12 protein-coding genes are annotated in these 16,094 nt (G+C 72.3%); 4 read left to right on the plus strand and 8 right to left on the minus strand.

Translation table 11 applies throughout. The features are described from left to right. Positions 1–64: 64 nt before the first annotated feature. The 4 genes from tssJ to tagF all read left to right on the plus strand — a co-directional run bounded on the left by tssJ (position 65) and on the right by tagF (position 6,532). On the plus strand, positions 65–1,408 hold the full coding sequence (gene tssJ / locus ABEA07_RS10095) for a type VI secretion system lipoprotein TssJ (RefSeq protein WP_345537593.1): 1,344 nt from the start codon (positions 65–67) through the stop codon (positions 1,406–1,408). Between the two features lie 68 nt (positions 1,409–1,476). Further along, complete coding sequence (locus ABEA07_RS10100; RefSeq protein WP_345537594.1) at positions 1,477–2,610, plus strand: DotU/TssL family secretion system protein; 1,134 nt, start codon at positions 1,477–1,479, stop codon at positions 2,608–2,610. Continuing rightward, complete coding sequence (gene tssM, locus ABEA07_RS10105; RefSeq protein WP_345537596.1) at positions 2,607–5,927, plus strand: type VI secretion system membrane subunit TssM; 3,321 nt, start codon at positions 2,607–2,609, stop codon at positions 5,925–5,927. Before ABEA07_RS10100 ends, tssM begins: the two co-directional genes overlap by 4 nt. Beyond that, positions 5,921–6,532 carry a type VI secretion system-associated protein TagF gene (gene tagF, locus ABEA07_RS10110; RefSeq protein ID WP_345537598.1) on the plus strand — a complete coding sequence of 204 codons (612 nt, stop codon included), beginning with the start codon at positions 5,921–5,923 and terminating at the stop codon, positions 6,530–6,532. Before tssM ends, tagF begins: the two co-directional genes overlap by 7 nt. A 6-nt stretch (positions 6,533–6,538) precedes the next feature. On the opposite strand, the gene ABEA07_RS10115 is transcribed toward tagF, so the two are convergent. From ABEA07_RS10115 to ABEA07_RS10150, 8 genes are all read right to left on the minus strand, one after another. After that, entirely contained in the window at positions 6,539–7,279 is a 741-nt protein-coding gene (locus ABEA07_RS10115) for a PP2C family protein-serine/threonine phosphatase (protein ID WP_345537599.1), read from the minus strand. Continuing rightward, complete coding sequence (tagH, locus tag ABEA07_RS10120) at positions 7,261–8,580, minus strand: type VI secretion system-associated FHA domain protein TagH (RefSeq protein ID WP_345537600.1); 1,320 nt, start codon at positions 8,578–8,580, stop codon at positions 7,261–7,263. Before tagH ends, ABEA07_RS10115 begins: the two co-directional genes overlap by 19 nt. 12 nt (positions 8,581–8,592) lie before the next feature. Continuing rightward, positions 8,593–10,125: a serine/threonine-protein kinase gene (locus tag ABEA07_RS10125; RefSeq protein WP_345537601.1), complete on the minus strand. Its 1,533-nt coding sequence runs from the start codon at positions 10,123–10,125 to the stop codon at positions 8,593–8,595. 101 nt (positions 10,126–10,226) lie between these two features. Further along, the gene (locus tag ABEA07_RS10130) at positions 10,227–11,096 is read right to left on the minus strand and encodes a Tll0287-like domain-containing protein (protein ID WP_345537602.1); all 870 of its coding nucleotides are present in this window, start codon (positions 11,094–11,096) and stop codon (positions 10,227–10,229) included. 66 nt (positions 11,097–11,162) lie between these two features. Continuing rightward, a complete protein-coding gene (locus tag ABEA07_RS10135; protein WP_345537603.1) occupies positions 11,163–12,155 on the minus strand; it encodes a FecR domain-containing protein in 993 nt (330 codons plus the stop codon). Between the two features lie 266 nt (positions 12,156–12,421). Then, positions 12,422–13,642: a calcium-binding protein gene (locus ABEA07_RS10140; RefSeq protein WP_345537605.1), complete on the minus strand. Its 1,221-nt coding sequence runs from the start codon at positions 13,640–13,642 to the stop codon at positions 12,422–12,424. Between the two features lie 461 nt (positions 13,643–14,103). Then, the gene (locus ABEA07_RS10145; protein ID WP_345537606.1) at positions 14,104–15,702 is read right to left on the minus strand and encodes an MFS transporter; all 1,599 of its coding nucleotides are present in this window, start codon (positions 15,700–15,702) and stop codon (positions 14,104–14,106) included. After that, a complete protein-coding gene (locus ABEA07_RS10150) occupies positions 15,695–16,093 on the minus strand; it encodes a DoxX family protein (RefSeq protein WP_345537607.1) in 399 nt (132 codons plus the stop codon). Before ABEA07_RS10150 ends, ABEA07_RS10145 begins: the two co-directional genes overlap by 8 nt. Position 16,094 lies beyond the last annotated feature (1 nt).

A 16,094-nucleotide genomic window follows, 5' to 3' on the forward strand; every position in this document is an offset into this window, starting at 1 on the left:
GACTTGTGCCACCCAGGGGCGGCGCAGAGAATGGAACGCGATCGACAGTGGAGCGCTTCACGCCGTGCCCAAACTCGCGACGCCGGAACTGCTCCCTCTCCCTTCGGGAGAGGGCCGGGGTGAGGGCACCGGGCGCTTGCTTCTGCATGGCCTTGCGCCGGGGCAGCGGGCCGCCGCCCTCACCCCCACCTTCTCCAAGAGGCAGAGGGAGCAGGACACGCGACGCCGCCTCGTCGCCAGCCTCGGCCTGCTACCCCTTCTGGCCAGTGCCCCCCTGCTGGCCCAGCCTCAGCCCAGGATCGAAGCCTCGCGCCAGCGGCGCATCGCGCTGGTGATCGGCAACGGCCGCTATCCCGACCAGCCGCTCAACAACCCCGAGCACGACGCCCGCCTGATCGCGCAGACCCTGCGCTCACTGGACTTCGAAGTGGGCGAGCACCTGAACCTCAAGGCCCGCGACTTCAAGCGCGTGCTGCGCGAGTTCGCGCGCCGCATGGACGACGACCAGGTCGCCTCGGTCTTCTACTACGCCGGCCACGGCGTGCAGATCGGCGGGCGCAACTACCTGCTGCCGGTGGACATCGCGCTGCGCGACGAGGCCGAGGTGCGCGACGAGGCCATCGACCTGCAGGAGGCGTTGCTCGCACACGTGGACCGGGTGCGTCCGCGTGCGCGCATCTTCATCATCGACGCCTGCCGCAACGACCCCTTCGCCGCGCGCCGGGCCTCGCGCAGCGCCAACGGCCTGGCCGAGATGGCGGCGCCGGGTGCGCTGATCGGCTTCTCCGCGGCACCGGGCGGCGTGGCCGAGGACGGGCCCATCGGCGGCAACAGCGTCTACACCAAGCACCTCGCGACCGAGCTGCGCGCCGTGGGTGTCGAGGTCGAAGAGATGATGAAGGCGGTGCGCGTGAAGGTGCTGCGCGAGACCGGCCAGCGCCAGATCCCCTGGGTCAACACCTCGATGGTGGTGAACTTCATGTTCAACCCGGGCGCCGCGCCCGCGCTGGCCGGGCCCAAGCGCAGCCTGCAGCTGCTGGTGCAGGCGCAGCGCAGCCTGAACACCGATGCGCGCAACACCTCGGCCTCGCTGGCCCTGCGGGTCTACGTTCTTCGCGATGCCGGCGGCTTCGAGAAGGCCAGCTTCGACAGCCTCTACGACGACGACGAGGCGACCCTCGGCGCCAACGTGCTGGTGCGCGAGAGCCTGCACCTGCGCCCCGGGGAGGCCCGCGAGCTGGCCCTGGAGCTGGCCGGCGACGCGCGCGCCGTCGCCGTCTTCGGCGCCTTCCGCGAAATCGACCACGCGCAGTGGCGGGCCATCCTGCCGCTGCCCGCGGGCGCGGTGGTGCCGCGCGCGCGCATCGATGCGCAGGCGCGCCAGATCCTGCTGGGGTGGGCCAGGTGAAGCCGAGGCCGCCCGGCGCGACGTCGTCTCCGGCCGTGGCATCGGGACCGGCATCGGCACCGATGCCGATGCCGACACCTATGCCGACGCCGGTCGACGCGGAGGCCGACGCGGCGACCGTCTTCGCCGGCGAGCCACCCGCCGCACGCGCCCTTCGCACGCATGCCCTGCCCCTGGTCGCCCTGCTGGCCGGCCTGCGCGACGCGACGCCGGCCGACCCGGCCGCCCTGCGCCGCACGCTCGCCGCCGCCGTCAACCGCTTCGAGGCCGATGCGCGCGCGGCCGGCGTGCCCGAGCCCCACGTGGCGGCCGCCAGCTACATGCTCTGCGCCTGGGGCGACGAGCAGTTCGCCGCCGCGCCCTGGGGTGCGGAGGGCGCGGGCCTGCTGCAGCGCTTTCATGGCGAGGCCGGCGGCGGCGACAAGCTGCTGCGCCTGGTCGCGCGCCTGGCCCAGAACCCACGCGAGCACCGCGCGCTGCTCGAGCTTTTCCACACCTGCCTCAGCCTCGGGCTGCGCGCGCGCACCGTGCTCGACCCGCGCGACCACGAGAGCCTGCGCGCGCGCGTGCACCTCGCGCTGCAACAGGCCGCACCGGCCCCGCCGCTGGTGCCGCGCTGGCACTGCGCGGCCGCCGCCGCCCGGCCGCCGCGCACGCCGCGTGCCGCGTTGCCGGCCGTACTGCTGCTGGGCCTGCTGGCCGTGGGCGTCTACAGCGCCACGCAGATCCAGCTGGCCGCGCGCGTCGACGGCGTGCTGGCCTCGCTGCAACGCATCGTGCCGGCAGGTTCGGCCGCGGCTTCGCCCATCGCAGCGGTCGCGACGGCCGCGCCGCCGCGGCTCGCCGCGGCCCTGCGGGAGGACATCGAGGCCGGCCGCCTGTCGGTGCGCGACGAGCTGCTGCGCAGCGTGGCCGTGATCGAGGCCGACGCACTGGGCGACGCCGGCGCCGCCCTCCAGCGCCTCGGCGCCGTGCTCGCGAAACAACCGGGCAAGGTGGTCGTCGTCGGCTACACCGACGGCAGCGACTCGCCGACCGCGCGCACGCCTTCGGCCTGGCACCAGGCCATGGAATGGGCCCGCAGCACCGCCGACCGCCTGCGCCCACAGCTCGGGGACGGCCGCCTCGCGGTCGAGGCCCGGGTCGACGCCGAGGCGCCCAAGCCGCAGCGGCGCGTCGAGATCGTGCTGTTCCCGCAATGAAGCCGCCCGCCCGCCTCGCCCAGACCGCCGTGAACCTGTGCGCGGCGGGTGTGCTGCTGTGGTTCGCCGCGCCGCTGCTGGCCTTCGGCACCTGGCATCCCTTCGATGGCGCGGGCGCACGCGCCGCCCTGCTGGTGCTGGCCGCGCTGGCGCTGCTGGGCTGGCAGCTGCTGCGCCGGCTGCTGGCCCGGCGCCGCAACGAGCGCCTGTTGAGGGGCCTGGAATCCGGCGAGGGCGGCACCGAGCTGGGCGAGCGCTTCCGCCAGGCGCTCGCCATGCTGCGGCAGGGGGTCGAGGCCAAGGGCACGCGCCGCTGGTGGCAGGCCCGGCGCCAGGTGCAGCAGTTGCCCTGGTACCTGATCATCGGCGCGCCCGGCGCCGGCAAGACCACTGCGCTGCTGCATTCGGGCCTGCGCTTCCCGCTCGCCGAGAAGCTCGGGCGCGACCCGCTCGCGGGCACCGGCGGCACGCGCCAGTGCGACTGGTGGTTCAGCCAGGACGCCGTCTTCATCGACACCGCCGGCCGCTACACCACCCAGGACAGCGACAGCGCGGCCGACGCCCGCGAATGGCAGCAGTTCCTCGCGCTGCTGCGGCGGCACCGCCCGGTCCAGCCGATCAACGGCGTGCTGGTCAGCGTCAGCGTGCCCGACCTGCTGCACGGTGGCGCGGAACTCGCGCGCCAGGCGGCCGCGGTGGCCGCCCGCCTGGACGAGCTGCGCCACGAGCTGGACCTGGCCTTCCCGGTGTACCTGCTGGTGACCAAGGCCGACCTGCTGGCCGGCTTCACCGAGACCTTCGGCGACCTGGACGCGGCCCAGCGCGAGCAGCTGTGGGGCCTGGTCTTCGATGCCGACGCCGCGCTCATTCCCGACAACCTGGGCGCGCGCCTGGCCGAGCTGGCGCAGCGCCTGCGCCAGCGCGGCACCGAGGCGCTGCAGCAGGAGCGCACGCAGCATCGCCGCCTGCCGATCTACACCTTCGCGGCGCAATTCGAAGCCCTGCTCACGCCGCTCGAAGGCTTCGTGCGCAAGGCCTTCGCCAACATCGCGGCCGAGCCGGCGCAGCGGCTGCGCACGATCGCGCTGACCAGCGGCACGCAGGAAGGCAACCCGATCGACCGGGTCATCGGCGAGCTGGCGCGCAGCCACGGCCTGGCCCTCAAGCCGCTGGCGCGGCCGGATGCCGGCGGCAAGTCCTACTTTCTGACCGCGCTGCTGAAGCAGCTGGTGATCGCCGAGGCGCCGCTGGCCGGGCGGCGGCTGCAGCGCATGCGCCGGCGCCGTCGAGCGGTGATTGCCGGTGCGGGCGTGGCCGGCACCCTGCTGCTGGCGGCCTCGGCCCTGTGGTGGCAGAGCTACCGGCGCAACCTGGACTACGTCGACGCCGTCCGCACGCGCGTCGAGCAGCTCACCCAGCGCATCGGCTCGCTCGAATCGGCCAGCCTGGAGCAGGTGCTGCCGCTTTATGCGCTGCTGGAGCGCCTGGCGGCCAACGACGGCATCGACCCGGACGAGCCGCCGGCCGGCTTCGGCTTCGGACTGTTCCAGGGGCCGCGGCTGGCGCGCTCCGCCGAGCAGGCCTACCGCGAGATGCTCGACCGCAGCCTGGCGCCGCTGCTGGTCCAGCGCCTGCGCCGCGACCTGCGCGAGGCGGAGGACAGCGCCACGCGCTACGAGGCGCTGCGCGCCACCTTGATGCTCAGCCACCCGGACCGGCTGGTCCGCGGCGAGTTGCGTTCGTGGGTGAGCCTGGCCCTGGCGCAGGCCAGCGGTGCCGGCGAGCGCGCCGAGACCGCCGGGCATGTCGAGGCCCTGCTCGAGCGCAGCGGACTGCCCGAAGCCATGCGCCCCGACGAGGCCGGCGTGCGCGCCGCCCGCAGCGCGCTGGCCGCCATGCCGCTGGCGCAGCGGGTGCACGAGCGGCTGCTGCAGCGCGTGGCCGACCCTGCGCCCGCGCAGGACCTGCCGGCGCGGCTGGGCGCGGCAGGCGCCCTGCTCTTCGCCGCCTCCGGCGCCGGGCCCATGCCGGCCCACACCAGCGCCGCCGACTGGCGCCAGCGGCTGGCGCCGGCGCTGGAGGCCGTCCTCGACGAGCTGGCGAACGAGGCCGACTGGGTGCTCGGCGAGAGCGGTGCCGACGTGCGCCGCCTGAAAGACCGTGCGTGGCGCGACGACATCGCCGCGCAGGTCGGCCGGCGCCAGGCCCAGCGCGTGATCGCCGCCTGGTCGCGCCAGCTCGATGCACTCGCGCTCGCCGCGGGCACGGACGCCGAGGGTGCCGCACGCCAGGCCACCGACCTCACCGCCCCCGACTCGCCGCTGCGCCGCCTGCTGACGCAACTGGCCGACGAGTTCAGCGCCATGCCGCAGGGCGGCAGCGCCGCCGAGAGTGCCTTCGACAGCGCGCTGCGCTCGCGCTTCGCCGCCCTGGGCGACTACGCCGCAGGCCCCGGCCCGCAGGCACTGGACCGCCTGCATGCCCTGGCCAGCTCGCGCGGCGCCGATGCCGGCAAGGCCGAACTCGACGCCAGCCTGCGCGCCGAGGCGGCTCGCGCGCCGGCCGAGCTGCGCAAGGTCTACGCCGGGCTCGGCATTCTGATCCGCGCGCGCAACAGCGCCAGGCTGGGCTTCGACGCCGCGCTGGCCGAACTCGCCCAAGCTTGCGGCACCCTCACGCGCGACCGCTTCCCCTTCGGTCCCACTGCCACGCGCGACATGGCACCGGCCGACTTCGCGCGCCTCTTCGGCCCCGGCGGCCTGTTCGACGACTTCCGGCGCCACCAACTGGGCGAGCGCGTCGACACCGCCAGCCGCCCGTGGAAGGTGCGCGGCGCGAGCGCAGAGGCCGGCCTGCCCGCGGCCTTCGAGCAGGCGGCCGCGATCGGCGCCCTCTTCTTCCCCGGCGGCACGCCGCTGCCCGAGCTGAAGCTGCGCCTCACGCCGCTGCGCATGGATGCCGAACTGCTGCAGTTCAGCATCGACGTGGACGGCCAGCTGCTGCGCTTCGAGAACGGTCCGCGGCGCGCGAAGGAGTTGGTGTGGCCCGGACCGGCCTCGACGCAGAAGGTGCTGATGCGCATCCTCCCGGCGGGGCCCGGCGGCGTCAGTGCCGAGGTGCACGAGGGCGGCTTCGCCTGGTTGCGGGTGCTGCTGCGCAGCGACTGGCAAGGCGAGCGCGGCACGCCGGCGCGGCTGTCCTTCGCCGTCGACACGCGCAAGCTCGAAGTCGAAGTCGCCGCCGCGGGCACGCCCGAGGCCGATGTCTGGACCCTGCGCGAGCTCGCGCGCTTCCGCTGCCCGAAGGCCGCATGGTGAAGCTGCCCTCGCGTCGCGTCTGCTGGTGGGGCAAGCTGCCCTCGCGCGGCGACTTCGTCGGCCGCGGGCTGCCGGCGCGCTGGCGCAGCGAGTGGGATGGGTGGCTGCAGCGCGGGTTGGCGCTGGCCGCCACGCGGTGGGATGGCCCGGCGCTGCGGGAACGCTTGCGCGCCTTCGCGCCCTGGCGCTACCTGGTGCTGTCGGCGCCGGGCGAGACCTGGAGCGGAATCATCGTCGCCTCGCACGACCGCGTGGGACGCGCGTTCCCGCTGACGCTGGCCGAGCGCCTGGCCACACCAGCGCCGCCGCATGAAAGCGCGGCCCGGCTGGCTTCGCTGCTCGATGCGGCGGCGCACGGCCCCGAAGCGCTGGAGGCGGCGATCGAAGCACTGCCGCCGCGCACCTCGCCCGCGACGGACCCCTCGCAGGCCTGGCCCATCGAGCCGGCCAGCCTGTGGTGGCCGCTCACAGCCCCGGCCGATGCGCCGGCGCGCGTCGCGGCCTGGCCACCGGAGCCGGTCCTGCTGCCCGAACTGCTCGACCTTCAGCCGACCGAGCACCCCATCGCCAGTGCAGAGGATTTCGTGACCTGCAAGCGGCGCTGATGAAAGTCAGCCGGCCGAGCACCAGATCGCCAGCGCCGAGTAGTTGTCCTGGTCGCTGCGGTCCGCCCTGCGCACGCCCGCTTCGAGCCGATCGAGCCAGGGCTGGGCCGCGCTGCAGCCGGCCACGCTGCGCGTCATCGCGGCATCGTCGAAGGCCGACCAGAGGCCGTCGCTGCACAGCAGCAGCGCATCGCCGGAGGCCAGCAGTCGGGGTTCGTCGAGCACCTCGACGTCGAAGCCCTCCGGCGACCCCAGCGCCGAGGTCAGCTGCCCGGCGCCGGCCGTGCTGGCGTCGAGGCCGGCATCGCGCAGGCGTTGCGCGAGACTCTGGTCGCGCGTGCGGGCGAGCAGCTTCGAGCCGCGCCAGCAGTACAGGCGCGAATCGCCGACATGGGCCCACAACGCCGCGCCACTGTAGAGGTCGAGCACGACCACCACGATGGTGGTGCGCATGTCGGCGGTGAAGGTGCCGGCCACCTGCTGCGCCACGACCGCGCCGTTGGCACCCTGCACCAGCCAGCGCAGCGCCCCCATGCTGACCTCGGGATGGAGCGCGAAGGCTTCCAGCACGTGGGTGACGGCGGCGCGCGATGCCGTCTGGCCGCCGCCGTGGCCGCCGGCGCCGTCGCACAGCACGGCCACGAGCGCGCCGGCGCCTTCCCAGTAGCCGAAGGCGTCTTCGTTGCACTCGCGCCGCCCGGCCTGGGACAGCGCGGCGAGCGAGACGCTCAATGCCCGTTCGGCCATGGCGGCTCCTGCGGCGGCGGCGGTTCGGGCGAGGGGGCGGCGTTCGGCGAAGCCCGCGTCTGGGCTTCGTAGGCGCGCAGGAACTCGCGGCCGAAGATCGTCTGGAAGTCGTCGTCCAGGTGCTCGAGCAGCTGGGCGTGCTGCATGCGGTGGCGGTTCCACAGCGCCGCGGCGCGCAGCACCGGCACGCGCCCGATGCCGTAGGCCGGCCCCTCCCCGCTCTCGGCGGCCTCGGGACCCAGGCGCGAGAACAGCTCGAAGACTGCGGCGCGCATGCCGGCCACCATCGCGACCTGGTGCACCAGCAGGTCGCGGTGGGCGTCGTGCAGTGCGGCCACGGGATCGAGGAAGCCCGGGCTGGGCTCGCGCTGCAGCATCCGGGTCAGGGCCTCGGTGGCATCGGGCGAGAACTTCAGCGGGTTGTTCTGCCGGGGCGTGATGTGGGTGCCTTCGGCGCGCATCTGGCGCTTGGCGATGGCGCGGCTCTGCAGGAGTGCCAGCGTGCCTTCGGCGCTGGCACGCAGCAGCGCGCCCAGGTGCTCCATCCATTGCGGCGTGAGGGCCGGCGGCTCGCTCGGCAGGCCGGCACCGCGCGCGAAGGCCGCGGCCAGTTCGCGCAGTGCGGAGGCGGCGTTCGACGGCAGCGCCGCGGGCGTCGCGGGCTCGAGGGGTGTCGGCTCGGTAGGGAATGCGTCGGCAGGTGCGTGGCGCACCGGCTGTGCGGGCTGCGCAGGCTGCTGCGCTGGTGGCGGTGGCTGAGGCGGAACCTGTGGCTGCTGCGCCTGCGGCGTCTTCAGCGGCGGCGGAATGGGTGCACCGGTGCGCACGAGATGCGGACTGTCCTGCCAGGACACCACCGCGGCACCGGTCTCCGGCTCGTGCGCGAGGGCCACCGCCGGCAGCGCGGAGCCTGCGGCCATGAGGTCGGGCGCATCGTCCAGGTCGAACCAGCGGTCCAGCCGCGAGCGCTGCGCCACCGTGGCCACCACGTTCGGCTCGACGGCCAGCTCGAAGCCGCCGATGCGCAGACGGTCGCCCACCTGCAGCGCACGCTCGCCGCCCGGATCGAGCTGCCTGCCGTTGACCCACATCGGCGAGGTGCTGCTGATGCAGCGCACATGCACCACCCCGCCCACCGGCAGGACCTGCGCGTGCTGGCGCGAGACCAGGCGCAGCGGGTCCGCGAGCACCAGCCCGCAATCCTCCGAGCGGCCGATGGTGAAGCCTTCGGGCGGCATCGGCAGGGCCGTCTCGTCGGGTTCGGTGCCGCCGGGGCGGCGCGTGACTCGCAAGGCGATCACGATGCTTCCGAGCTAGCCGAGCGCCCGCCAGAGTTCGGCTTGCACTCGGCGGGCATCGATGTTGGGCGTGAGCTGCTCGAGCACGTGCGCGACGAACTGCTCGCGGGTCTCGGATTTCGCGGCGCAGCGCCTGGCGACGATGCGGCTGATGGGGCCCAGCGAAGACAGCAGCGCGGCGGCCGCCTTGTCGACGTCGCCCTCGCGCATCGGCGCGCCCGCGGGCGCGGCGTTCACGGCGGTGCCGGAAGTGCCGGAGGTCCCGGGCCTGAAACGGGTGACCGAGGTAGCCACCGTGCCGACGCCATTGCCGGTCCCGGTGGGCGAGGCACCCTTGGCCAGGAAGCGCTCGCGCGCCTCGAAGTCGACGATCGCGAAGGCGACGGCCTGGCGCACCGCGGCCAGCGAGGTCAGCCCGCGCGCGGCGCGGCGCACCAGCACGCGGGCCACCGGGCCGATGTGCTCGGCGAGTTCGCGTTCGATCCCGGCCAGCGCCTGGGTGTCCCAGCCCGTCGGCACGGGGACGGATGGCGGACCGGAAGCCGGGCCGGTGACCGGCTGGGGCCTCGAAGGCGACAGCGGCGTCGTGGCCGGGTCGGGCATGGACGGCACCGAACTCGCGCCGCGACCGGAGGGCGAGTCGCGCTCCTTCGCCGCCGCCGCCTTCGCGCCCGTGCTGCGCAGCCGGGGCGGGAGCACGATCTCGGGCGGCAAGGCATCGGGCAGCGGCGCGTCGGCCAGGGCGAGCAAGGCGGTGCGCATCGCCAGGGCCGTGGGATAGCGCTTTGCCGGGTCCTTGGCCAGGGCCTGGTCGAGCACCGCGTCGAAGGGTGCGAGCGCGGGATCGTCCATCAGCTCGCGCAGCGGCTTGTGCGCCTCGTAGACGATCTTGTACATGATCGCCTCGTCGGTGCCGGCGAAGGGCGTCGAGCCGCTGAGCATCTGGTAGAGCAGCACGCCGGCCGAGAACACGTCGACGCGGCGGTCCACTTCGCGGTCGGTGTATTGCTCGGGCGCGATGTAGCCGGGCGAGCCGATGACGGAGCTGCCGCGCGTGAGGTTCGACGACTCCGTGCGCGCGATCCCGAAGTCGGTGATCTTCAGCCGCCCGTCGTCGGCGATCAGCAGGTTCGCGGGCTTGACGTCGCGGTGCACGATGCCGCGCTCGTGCGCGTAATGCAGGCCGTCGAGCAGCTGGCCCATGAGGCACAGCACCTGCCCGATCTCGAGCTTGCGCGGCGAATGGATGTAGTCGCGCAGATTGCGGCCGGCGACGTACTCCATGACGATGTAGGCGCAGTCGTTGTCCTCGCCGAACTGGTAGACCTGCACGATGTTGCGGTGCGTGAGGCGCCCGGCCGCCTTGGCCTCCACGCGGAAGCGCGCCGCCACGCTCGGGTCGTCGTCGCCGGTTTCGAGCAGGCGCCGGTGGATGGTCTTGATCGCCACCGGCCGGTCGATGGCCGGGTCGTGCGCCAGGTACACCATGCCCATCGCACCCGAGCCGATCACCCCCCGGATGGGGTACGGACCGACAGAGGCAGGCATCGACGGCGACATATCAGTTGCTCAAAGTGCCTGGCACCCGCAGCCCACGCCGCCGGCGAAGCCTGGCCTGTCCGGGGAACAGCGCGGACTGGGGGAGAGCTTCATGCATCCAGCATCTTGAGTGCGTGATCGAGGCTGTTTCGCATCCGGGTGAAGGACTGCGCCAGTATCCCGATTTCGTCGTGGCCGTGCGAGGGGAATTCCGGTGCGTCCTCGCCCAGGCTGACGCGGTTGGCCAGCTTGGACAGCGTCGTCACCGGCCGGATGACGAGCAGGTAGAGCATCACGTTCAGCACGATGCCGATGGCCACGAAGATGCCGATCAGCGAGCCCATGAACACCTTGAAGGTCTGTTCCGCGCGCGCCAGCGGCACGGCCATCGGGACGGACACCACCTGTGCACCGATCACCTCGTTGAGCTGCCAGCCGAAACCGTTGGCCGGGCCGTACTTGTCGATCAGGGTGCGGGGCGCCGCCTCGACAGTGCTGTGGCAGGTCAGGCAGGCCTGGTTGGTGATGCGCAGCGGGCGCGCGATGTAGAGGGCGCGCCCGGTGCCCGACTCGCGCTCCCCGACGAACTCCTTGGAGTCGGCCTGGGTGCGGAAGCGATTGACGATATCGGCCTCCCAGTCGACCGCCCGGTCGCGCGGGTTGGTCGGGTTGAGGGTGGCTTCCTTGTAGGTGTAGTCCGGGAAGCTCTTGGACAGGGTCGCCAGCACCTCGGTGGCGGAATAGGCCGGCACGGTCTGGGGCAGGAAGGTGTACTTCATCTGCGTCTCCAGCAGCGGCCGGATCTGGTCGTTGGTGTAGCCGCGCACGGCGACGGCTTTTTCCATGGTCAGGCGCGCGTGGTTGAGCACTTCCTCCTTGGCGTTCTTCTGCAGCAGGTCGTGCGACACCTTGCCGGCGCCGAGCACACCCAGGACGAAGACCACCAGGAAGATCAGGTTGAACTTGAACAACAGGCGCATGGGCTTCTCCAGTCCAGGGGGGATGGCTTCACGCCGCTGGGTTGCGGGTGCTGACAGGCCGGTTCACTATGGTTTTCCCGAGGATCCGCCGCCGGCCTCCGCCGCCGTGGCGGCTCGCCGGGCGGCCTGGCGCGCCGCTTCCCGCGCGCGGCGGCGCTCGGCCTCCTGGGCCATGCGGCGGGCATAGCCCTCGGGGTCGGCATAGGGTTCCCATTCGGGGTGGCGCGCGAGCTCGGCCTTGGCGGCCGCGCGGAAAGCCGGGTCGGCCTGGGCGCGGGCGCGCCACAGCGGCAGCAGGGGCAGGCGCAGCCCCGGCTCGGTGTGCAGCCAGGCCGCCACGTCGGTGTAAGCGATGTCGCCGAGCGCCTTGGGCGCGGCCTGGCGCTTGCCGAACTTTTCACCACGCGCGGGCAGCCGGTCACGGAACTGCCGCGGCACCTTGGCCAGGAACTCGGGAGGCGCACGCCGGGCCGTCGTCGGCGAAGCGCCTTCGCGCCGCTGGGCGAAGTCGCCGCCGGCCAGTTGCCACACCGGCTTGGCCCCGTCGCGCAACGCCAGCCGGGCGGTGCCGCTTTCGACGAAAACGTCGTAGCCCGTGTCCGAGGCATGGGCGACGGTGCTGGCCGCCTGGACCGAGAGTTCGAAGGCGGGGCTGGTGTAGCCGAAGGCGCCGGGGCTGGTGGTCTTGAGCCAGCCCTGCAGCAGGTAGAGCGGTGGCGCCACCATGCCCTTGCCGGTGCGCGGACGCAGCATCAGCCGGGTCGATTCGCCCAGGCCGATCAGCGTGCCCCCGGGCAGCTCGATCTGGACGAAGGCGCCCGGCCCGGTCTCGATGATGTCCTGCTCGTTCAGGGCCACGCTCTCGGCGAGCGCATAGCGCGTGGTCTGGCGGATCAGCGTCGCGCTGCCTTCGACGATGCCGACGATGGTGGGCGACTGCGCCCAGGGGATCTGAGTGGCCAGGCCCGGGCTGCCGGTCTGCGCCCAGCCCGGCAGCGCCGCGAGCAGGCCCGCGACGCACAGCAGAAGAAATCTGGACGTTGTCCGTGTGAGCCGCAAGACGTAACTCCCCTGCTGGCGGCTGGCATCCCCCGAGAAGCTTCCGACGGAGATGTCAGCCAAAAGTTGACATACAGGATGTTACTCACGCCTCCCTTTCCCGGCCATGCTCTTCCGGCCAGTCTTCCTCTGCAATTCGACCTAGCCCGAAGGACGGGTCGACGGCTTGGACAACCGGCCAAGCCGTGATGGCGGCGCCGGGGGAGACAGCGCCGCAGGACCGACTTCAGGCCGACTTCAGGCCGACCAGGGCGACCGCAGCGAGCTCAGATCAAGGCCCCCATGTTGGCTGCCACCAGGCCGGCCTGATCGCCGGACGCCACCATCGATGGCCACATCGGTGCCGGGGGCAGGCTGGCCGACACGTCCACCAGGTCGTGCACCTGGCTGCCCGACAGAACATGTCCGTCGCCGGTCCTGAACTCGTCGACGGGAAAGACACCGTTCCAGGTCCAGTCCTGGATGGTGAGCCTGTCGTCGGTGCCGACGATGCGAATCTCCAGGTTATCCTCGACCAGGTCGAACAGGAGCTGCTCCAGCGCGACGTCCTTGTCGAACTGCACGACATCGGTGGCGGTGTCGGTGCCGGTGTCGCGCCAGGTCGCGTCGATGACGATTGTGTCGCGGCCCGAGCCGCGCCCGAACAGGTAGGTGTCCTTGCCGGCGCCGCCGATGAGCGTGTCGTTGCCGGCCCCGCCGCTGAGCCTGTCATGGCCCGCACCGCCCGAGAGGATGTTGTCTGCGGCATTGCCGGTCAACAGGTTGTTCAGTGCGTTGCCCGTGGCGTCGATGCGCTGCGTGCCGGTCAGGGTCAGGTTCTCGACGTTGTCCGGCAAGGTGTAGCTGACGGCGCTTTGCACGAGGTCCGTGCCTTCGCCGGGTAGCTCCGTCACGACGTCGGCGCTGTCGTCCACGTAGTACACGTCGTTGTCCTGGCCGCCCTGGAGCAGGTCGACGCCGGCACCGCCGATGAGCGTGTCCTTGCCCGCGCCGCCGATCAGGGTGTCGTGGCCCTGGCCACCATGCAGCACGTTGGCGAGGGCATTGCCCGTCAGGGTGTCGTCGTGCCTGCTGCCCGCGAGGTTCTCGATGTTGCGCAGCGTGTCGAGGCCGGAGCCGCCCGTGGCCTGCGCGCCAGTGGCGGCCAGGCTGACCGTCACGGCCGAGGCGGCGTACAGGTAGTTGACCGTGGCGATGCCGAGGTCGCCGCTCTGGAAGTCCTTGACGACGACAGTGCTGCCGGCACCGGTGATGGTGAGTTTTTCGGTGAGGGTGTTGAGGCTGTAGCGGATGGGCTGGACGGCGTTGCTGTCGTCGAACCAGACGGTGTAGGGCCGGGTGGCGGCAGTCGTGCTGACGAGTTCGCCGGCGCCGGTCAAGGAGCGGCCGGCCAGTTCAATGGTGCCTTGGTCGTCGGCGTCGAGGATGGTGTCTCGTCCGCTGTCGGCGCCGATGACATAGCTGTCGGCGCCGGCCCCGCCAACCAATGTGTCATCGCCCTCACGCGATGCTCCTTGCGTTGGTTTGAGCACTTCATCGACAAACAGTCTCGCGCTATGTCCTCCAGTGGCCTGAGGGCCGATGGCTGAGGGCGTGGCTGAAGAGCCCGCCCCGAAAGGCCGCATGGGGCAGAAGATGGTTCGCCGACGTGGCGTGTGCGAATGGCGGAGAGCCCGGTTCAGGCCCGTTGAAGCGCGCGCGGCCGCGCGCAAGGTCACGACTCATCCGACTCTCCCTGAGTTTTCTCTGACGGGGTTGTTCTTCAACGACCGCGCGGAGAGTCAGCCGCGCCGTCGATCGACGGCCGCGACCATAGCAAAGGCACGCATCAACTTGCCGCTTAGCGACAATTCATCAGATTCAGGAATAAACGCGCGAAGCAGCGCGCTGTCCGGCAGTGCCTAAGCCGCCGCTCAGAGCGGCCCGCTGCGCAGAGAAGCTTCTCAGCTCAAAGCGCCAGGAGGTGATGCACCTCCGGCCTGCCTTCCCCCTGATGGAAGCGCAAGGCCTCGGCTTGCAGATCGGCATCGGCCTGCGACACGCGATGGTGCTGGCGCAGGTGCTCGGCCCAGGACTCGACGAAGAACCACTCCACCACCCGTTCCGAATCGGAAGTGTCTTCGTGCAGGCCCCAGGCGTAGGCGCCGTCACGGCGGCGCTCGAGCGACAGGCGCTTCATCACGTCCAGGAAGGCCGCATGGTCCTCCTTGCGGATGCGGTACTCGACCTGGATCATCACCGGCCCGCGGTCGTGCGCGATCGGCTCGGCGAGCAAGGGCTCGGGCCAGTGGTTGGAGGGCTGCAGGTCGGCCTCGCCGCGGGGCAGCTTGATGCGATGGAAGAGCAGGCCCGCGACCACCAGCCCCGCCGCGCCGGCCACCAGGGTGCCGGGCACGCCGATGGCTTGCGCCACCAGGCCCCAGCCCAGGCTGCCCGCGGCCATGGCGCCGTTGAACACGGTGAGGTACACGGCAAGGCCCCGACCGCGCACCCAGTTCGGGAGGATGGACTGCGCCACGCCGTTGAGCGTGGTCAGCGCCACGATCCAGCCCAGGCCCAGCAGGAGCAGCAGCGCCACGGCCAGCCACTTGGGCGGCGCGAAGACCAGGCTGCCCATCACGGCGGCGGTGAGCAGCGCGGCCAGCAGCAGCATGCCGTCCGCATCCAGCCGCTCGCGCAGCCGCGGCATCACCAGCGCGCCGCCGATGGCGCCTGCGCCGACCGCGCCCAGCAGCACGCCGTAGAAGCCGGCATCGCCGCCCAGCATCTGGCGGGCCACCAGCGGCAGCAACGCCCACACCGAACTCGCGAAGGCGAAGAAGACGGCCGCGCGCAGCAGCACCACGTGCAGCTCGCGGCTGGCGCGGGTGTAGCGCAGGCCGGCACGGAAGGCGCCGAAGAAGTTTTCCTGCAGCGCACCGTCGGTGGCCGGGGGCCGCTTCCACCACAGCAGGGCGGCGATGACGAAGACGTAGCTCAGCACGTCCACCCCGTAGGTCACCGCCGCGCCGAAGCTCGCCAGGATCAGCCCGCCGGCCGCAGGCCCGATGGAGCGCGCGATGTTGATGCCCAGCGAGTTCAGCGCCACCGCGCTCTTGAGGTCCGCGCGCGGCACCAGCTCGGGCACGATGGATTGCCAGGTCGGCCCCATCAGCGCAGCGCCGATGCCGCCGACGAAGGTCAGCGCGATGAGGTACTCGACCGTCAGCGCGCCGGTGTGTGAGAGCACCAGCAGCGTGCCGCTCACGGCGGCGAGCACCAGCTGCACGAAGATCAGGAAGCGGCGCCGGTCGAGGATGTCCGAGAGCACGCCGGCGGGAATCGCCAGCAGGAAGACCGGCAACGTGGCTGCCGTCTGGATCAGCGCCACCGCGGTCGGGCTGGCCGAGAGGTCGGTGACCAGCCAGGAGCTCGCCACGTCGCGCATGAAGCTGCCAATGTTGCCGAGCACGGTGGCGGTCCACAGCACCGCGAAGACCGGCTGGCGCAGCGGGGCGAAGGCGCCGCGCTGGGCGGGCGCCTTCGCGTCGGCCTGGATCTCAGACATGGGCACGCTCCCTCAGGTCCTGCCACGCCACGAGCATGAAGCCGCCGACCAGCCCCAGGTGCTCGAAGAAGGCATTGGCCGCCATGAAGCGCCCCTGCCCCGCCGGCATCTCCCAGAAGCGCAGCGCCACGAAGGTGGCCATCAGCGTGAACAGCGCCAGCGCCAGCGCGCCCAGCCAGCGCAGGCGGCCGGAGAGGATGAGCGCCGCGGCGCCCAGCTCCAGCACGATCACCGCGATCGCCACCGGGGCTGCGGGCGAGAGACCGAAGTGATTCATCTCCGCGATCGCCGACGGGAAGTCGAAGGCCTTCTGCAGCCCGCCCTGCAGGTAGGCCGCGCACAGCAGCAGCAAGGCAGTCCAGCGCAGCGCGGGGGAGGTGCTCCAGCGCATC

The sequence above is a fragment of the Variovorax defluvii genome (genome assembly GCF_039541515.1).
GTDB lineage: Bacteria > Pseudomonadota > Gammaproteobacteria > Burkholderiales > Burkholderiaceae_C > Variovorax > Variovorax defluvii.